Annotated in this window: 6 protein-coding genes; 3 read left to right on the top strand and 3 right to left on the bottom strand. The window is 36.1% G+C overall.

Annotated elements, in window-relative coordinates; translation table 11 throughout:
* The first annotated feature begins 62 nt into the window (after positions 1-62).
* A complete protein-coding gene (locus C6H17_RS12610; protein WP_020995918.1) occupies positions 63-236 on the top strand; it encodes a hypothetical protein in 174 nt (57 codons plus the stop codon).
* A 522-nt stretch (positions 237-758) separates the two neighbouring features.
* Here C6H17_RS12610 and uppS read toward each other — a convergent pair.
* The 3 genes from uppS to C6H17_RS11045 all read right to left on the bottom strand — a co-directional run bounded on the left by uppS (position 759) and on the right by C6H17_RS11045 (position 3,957).
* Complete coding sequence (gene uppS, locus C6H17_RS11035; RefSeq protein WP_005218077.1) at positions 759-1,427, bottom strand: polyprenyl diphosphate synthase; 669 nt, start codon at positions 1,425-1,427, stop codon at positions 759-761.
* Between the two features lie 23 nt (positions 1,428-1,450).
* A complete protein-coding gene (gene lptB / locus C6H17_RS11040; protein ID WP_005218076.1) occupies positions 1,451-2,173 on the bottom strand; it encodes an LPS export ABC transporter ATP-binding protein in 723 nt (240 codons plus the stop codon).
* Positions 2,174-2,289: 116 nt separating this feature from the next.
* Entirely contained in the window at positions 2,290-3,957 is a 1,668-nt protein-coding gene (locus C6H17_RS11045) for a lactate permease LctP family transporter (RefSeq protein ID WP_020995919.1), read from the bottom strand.
* Positions 3,958-4,242: 285 nt separating this feature from the next.
* Here C6H17_RS11045 and C6H17_RS11050 point away from each other — a divergent pair, with 285 nt between their 5' ends.
* Entirely contained in the window at positions 4,243-4,590 is a 348-nt protein-coding gene (locus C6H17_RS11050) for a hypothetical protein (protein ID WP_051355134.1), read from the top strand.
* 38 nt (positions 4,591-4,628) lie between these two features.
* Positions 4,629-5,444 (top strand): methyltransferase domain-containing protein, encoded by an 816-nt coding sequence (locus tag C6H17_RS11055; RefSeq protein WP_051355140.1) that lies wholly within the window; start codon positions 4,629-4,631, stop codon positions 5,442-5,444.
* The last annotated feature ends 182 nt before the right edge of the window (positions 5,445-5,626 follow it).

Genomic DNA, 5,626 nt, shown 5'->3' on the forward strand with positions numbered 1-5,626 from the left:
TTTTTTTTTGTAGAATGCCGACATGCCAGATTTGGCAGATTTTTTTAATTAAGGAGTCTATTATGACAATTAGAGATGCGGCACATGCAAGAGAGTTAGCACGAAAGGCAAAAGCATTGAAAGCTACACATAATCAAGCAGATAAGGCAGAGTTTGAGAAAATTAAGACTGCACTGCTTAGTCAAGGATATGGCGCTCTTGTGCGTGAATATGGTATTGAGAGTTGGGATAGATAATTTAAGACATAGTCTTTTATTGTGTCTTATAATGCTGTTGTTTATGTTAGGAAAACGCCTATTAAACCATAAACAACATGTCAATTATGCTAATTAAGGGTTGGTATGATTTGGAGGTCTTTTTTAAGATATGTTTATGCTTTGAGATAATCGTTTGGGTTTTGAAGACTCACTTAATTGGGTTATAAACGATATGCCTTTGTGCTAACAATAAGGGTCAGCACAAAAGAAGCTTCTTGGATTTAGACTTTGAGTTTCATGATTGAAATCTTCAAACAGGGAGAGAATATATCCCTAGAAAATCAAGGTGTTATTTAACGCACCTTGATAATACTTTATTTCGCAATACACCAAAATATCGCAATAAAATCTAGAATCTATCTACCCTAAAATCTTTTATTTCATTTATATTTATGATATTTACATAGCGTTAATCATAAAAAAGCTATATAACAAAAAAGCATTGAATGAGCATAATTTTTATATTTATCTGTTAGCAACTTGCTTATTTTAGCTACTAAATTACTTCCCAAAAGTTCTCTCTCTCTGTTTAAAATCATCAATAATTCTTTTGCATTCCTTTTTAGTTAAACCCGGAAAAAGTGTTTTGCTGAAAAATATCTCTGCATACGCACATTGCCATAATAAAAAGTTTGAGATTCTTGAAGCACTGCCAACACGAAGCAATAGATCTACATCTTCGCTAATATCAAGGTTTGCACTGATATTTTCTTCTGTAATCTCTAACTTCTTATCCACCACTCTTTTAACCGCACGCACAATCTCATCTTTTGCCCCATAAGATATAGCGACATTCACACATAAAGTTTTGCAATGCTTTGTTTGCTCTTCAAAGTTTGCAATATCTTTGCGTAAATCTTGGCTAAGTTTGTCTAGCTGTCCAATCGCTCTAAATCTCACATCATTACTTAAGAATCTCTCAAGGCTTTCATCGAGATATTTTTTCAATAGCTTAAAAAGATAGTCAATCTCTTCTTGTGGTCGCTGCCAATTTTCTGTGCTAAAAGCAAAAAGTGTTAAGTGTTTAATGCCTTCTTCAATGCAGACTTCAATCACTTTTTGTATCGTATTTGCCCCGTGCAAATAGCCTATTTTCTCTAGGATTCCATTCTTTCTAGCCCATCGTCTATTGCCATCCATAACGACTGCTAAATGTCTTAATTCGTTCATCTTTTTCCTTATTTATAGAATCTTTATGCTTTAAAATTTTCGCCTAAGTAGTATTTTCTCACCAAAGGATTCTCATAAATCTCTTCAGCCTTGCCACTTGCAAATAACGCACCACTTTTAATCACATAAGCACGATGGCATACCCCAAGCGTTTCGCGGACATTATGATCAGTGATTAATACGCCAATATCCATTTCCACTAAAGTTTGTATAATCTTTTGAATGTCAAGCACAGCGATAGGATCTACACCAGCAAATGGCTCATCAAGCAAGATAAATTTAGGATTCTTAATCAAAGCCCTAGCAATCTCTACGCGTCTTCTCTCGCCACCACTAAGGCTTACACCTTTTCTATCCCTGATTGTTTCAATATTAAAGGCTTCTAGCATGACTTCAATGCGATTTTCTTGCTCTTTTTTGCTTTTAAAGGCACTTTGAGCGGCTAATAAAAGATTATCTTCTACACTTAAATCCTTAAAAATGCTAGATTCTTGCGGCAAATAGCCAATGCCTAAATGACTTCTCTCATGCAGGGGCTTTGCAGAAATATCACTATTGTCTAAAAATACCTTGCCACCACTTGGTTCAAGCAAACCACAAATCATATAAAAAGTCGTTGTTTTACCCGCACCATTTGGACCAAGCAATCCAACGACCTCGCCGCTATGCACTTCAAGTGTAATGCTTTCTACAATTCTTGTTTTTTTGATAGATTTACTTAGATTTTCTGCTTTTAATACACTCATGTAGTTTCTTTGCTATGTATTTTTTGAAATGATACCTTATATTTCAAAAAATACTGCTTTTTTAGAATCTTTTACAAACTTTTTGCAAGGACTTATAATAAGTCCAAGCATGAGTTTTAGCCAACAATAATGCCCGGTATTATGTATGCAATGATTGCAGTCCATATACCGATAAACACGACAAAGCCAATGGAGTATTTAAGAGTGAATCTAAAGAGTTCAGATTCCCTACCTACAAGCCCAACTGCAGCACATGCGATAGCTATGCTTTGTGGGCTTATCATCTTACCTACGACACCGCCAACCGTATTTGCCGCCATGAAAAGCACTTCAGGCATATCAAGGGCTTTGGCAGTAACTTGTTGCAATGGACCAAAGAGTAGATTTGAGCTTGTATCACTACCGGTTAAGAATACCCCTACCCAACCAATAAAAGGTGAGAAGAATGGGAAGAGTGAGCCAGTGTGAGCTAGGGCTAATCCCATTGTAGCAGCTTGACCGCTATTTTTAGAGATGATAGCAAAGGCTAATACAAGTCCAATGGTAAGCACTGGGATAGACATTTCTTTAATAGTCTCACTTGCAGATTCTATAACTTGTGTTGCATTCGCACGAAGCACGATAATGCTAAGTAATGCAGCAAGTAAGATTGCAGTGCCCGGATTTTGGATAATAAGCCATTTCCAATCCGCCCCAAGTGCTGTTGGATTTGTAACAATAGGGGCTTGTTGTATAATAAGCTGATCAAGACCGGGTATAGCCCATACAATATTTGTGTTAGCTAGTGCATTTCCGGGTTTAAATAAATCTGCAAAAAATGGCATTTGCCACAAGCCGATTGTAAGAACCAAAAGGATAAAAGGCATCCATGCAAGGATTATTTGCGAGAGTGGATACTGCTTTGCGACAATGCTAGATTCTGTGTTATTTTCAGCTCTTTCAATATTTGCTGGTTGCCAAAACTTTAAGAATACAGAAGTAACCCCAATTGCCGCAATAGCAGAGATAATATCAGGCAATTCTGGTCCTAAGTGATTAGAACTCCAATACTGCACACCCGCAAAAGTTACTGCTGCTACAAAAACTGCTGGAAAAGTCTCTTTCACCCCTTTAAATCCACTCATAAGAAATACAATGAAAAATGGCACAAAAAGCGTTAAAGGTGGAAGCATTCTCCCCACCATAGCCGCAATATCCCCTGCATCAAGTCCTACTGCTTTTGCAAGTGCAGTGATTGGAATCCCAACCGCCCCAAAGGCAACTGGTGCAGTATTTGCAATCATACATAAACCCGCTGCATACAAAGGACGAAGCCCTAAGCCAACAAGCAATGCCGCAGTAATAGCCACAGGACCACCAAAGCCAATAGCCCCTTCTAAAAACGCACCAAAGCAAAATGCGATTAAAATAACTTGCAATCTTTGGTCTGGTGTAACAGCGATTACACTCTCTTTTAGAATCTCAAAATAGCCGGTTTTCACAGCGATTTTATACAAGAATATCGCAGCGATGATAATCCACGCAATAGGCCAAAGTCCAGTCAAAAACCCTTGCACAAAGCTCATAACCACCATATTTAAAGGCATACCATACACAGCAAAGGCAATAACCGCACTAAGCCCAACGGTAAGACTTGCTGCAAGCCAACCCTTTAACTTAAACCATACAAGACATGCCAAAAATAATAAAATAGGCAGCAACGCTACAAAACCACTTAGCCAAATATTATCAGCAACTGGCATGTAGTTTTGCGCCCATTGTCCTGCTTCAACCACTTCATTCATAACTAGTCCTTCCATCTAAAATTACAAACTTTTATGAGTATAAACAAAAAAATAAATTTTTAAATAAAAATGTTACGAAAAATCCATATAATAAACAAAAATGGAAAAAAAGTAATGTTTAAATTGTATTTTGAAATGTTGATTGCAATACTTTCACTAAATCTTGCTTAAACACTGAAAGATAAAACAACGCAAATCATTTATACAAACCGCACAAAGTATAACTATAATGCTTGGCAATATTGTGTAGTGTATATGCAATCGATTTCAATACAAGGAAATAACATGAAATGTCCAATGTGTTTCAAAAATTCTCAATTTCAACCTGTTTTTAGTCATCACAATACTTTTGTGTCATGTGGCAGATTAGATTCAGTAACCACGGATTGCACAAATGAAGACTATGCATGTGATAAGGCTAAGATGGATTTAGTGCAATGCTTTGAATGCGGCTTTGTCTTTAACGCAAGTTTTGATAGGGAATCTATGTGGAAAGAGTATCAAAAAAGTGGCTATATGTCGAGAAAAATTGTTTCAACTTCTATGAATACTTCTATACAGAATATTAAAAATGCCATTATATCGCATTGTGCCGCTATTAATGGTGCTACTACTATGGGGGGGGGGGGGTAAATCTCATTGAGATAGCCCCCGGAAGTGGCGATTTAGCCATGGAGCTTGCAAAACATTGCGAATTTTTATACACCATTGACCCATCTCTTGTATCCCTTGAGTTTGCAAAAACTACAAATCACTTACATATACAAGATTTTTTTAATTTAGCTTCTATGCAAAAACACATTAAACACGAAATTCACTGCATTGTCTTTAGACATTTGCTAGAACACATTGATACACCACGAGAGTTTTTAGAAGATGTGGTAAAGCTAATCGCACAAGATGGTATTATCTATGTAGAAGTGCCTAATATAAGAGAGTTTTTTGAAAATGCAAGATTCTATGAAATCTTCCATGATCACTGCGGATATTATCAACAATCTACATTGATTAATATTTTTAATGCAATGGGGTGTGAGCATATTGACACGCTTATGCTTTATAGAAATCAGCATTTAGGACTATTTTTTAAGAAGAAAACACCACAAAATGCAAAAGACTATACACCAGCTATGCTACCCAAAAATACATATACGATAATGCAAAATGCGATACAAAAGCTTAATATCGCAATCTCGAAATATAAACGCATAGCATTATATGGAGCTGGTGCGCATGGAAATTCTTTATTAAGTTTTCTTACTTTAGAGAATAGAGTAAAAATTGTATGCTGTTATGACCTAGATACAAGAAAACATGGCAAATATCTACAAAACTCAAAGATAGTTGTAGCAAAGCCATGCAAGGAAACTTATGAAGATATTGAGTGTATTATACTTGCTGCCCCACTCTATGAAGAAGAGATTGTGCAATATTTACAAAAAGATGGATTTAATGGAGAGATTCTAAAAAGTCTCAATTGCCGCTAATGTAAATAGTATGTGAGGTTAGTGTTCTCTATAAATCTTTTTGTATTTTTTGAGTGATTTGCAATGCTTATGGTAAAAAAATAATCAAATCCATGCACTCGCAAATCTGTAGTTACACTTAAGTAGGCTAGGATTTAGGGTATAAAAATAAAGTTTCTAGAATCTGTGCTGAATTTGGGTGG

The sequence above is a fragment of the Helicobacter rappini genome (assembly GCF_900198625.1).
In the GTDB taxonomy this organism is placed as follows: domain Bacteria; phylum Campylobacterota; class Campylobacteria; order Campylobacterales; family Helicobacteraceae; genus Helicobacter_A; species Helicobacter_A rappini.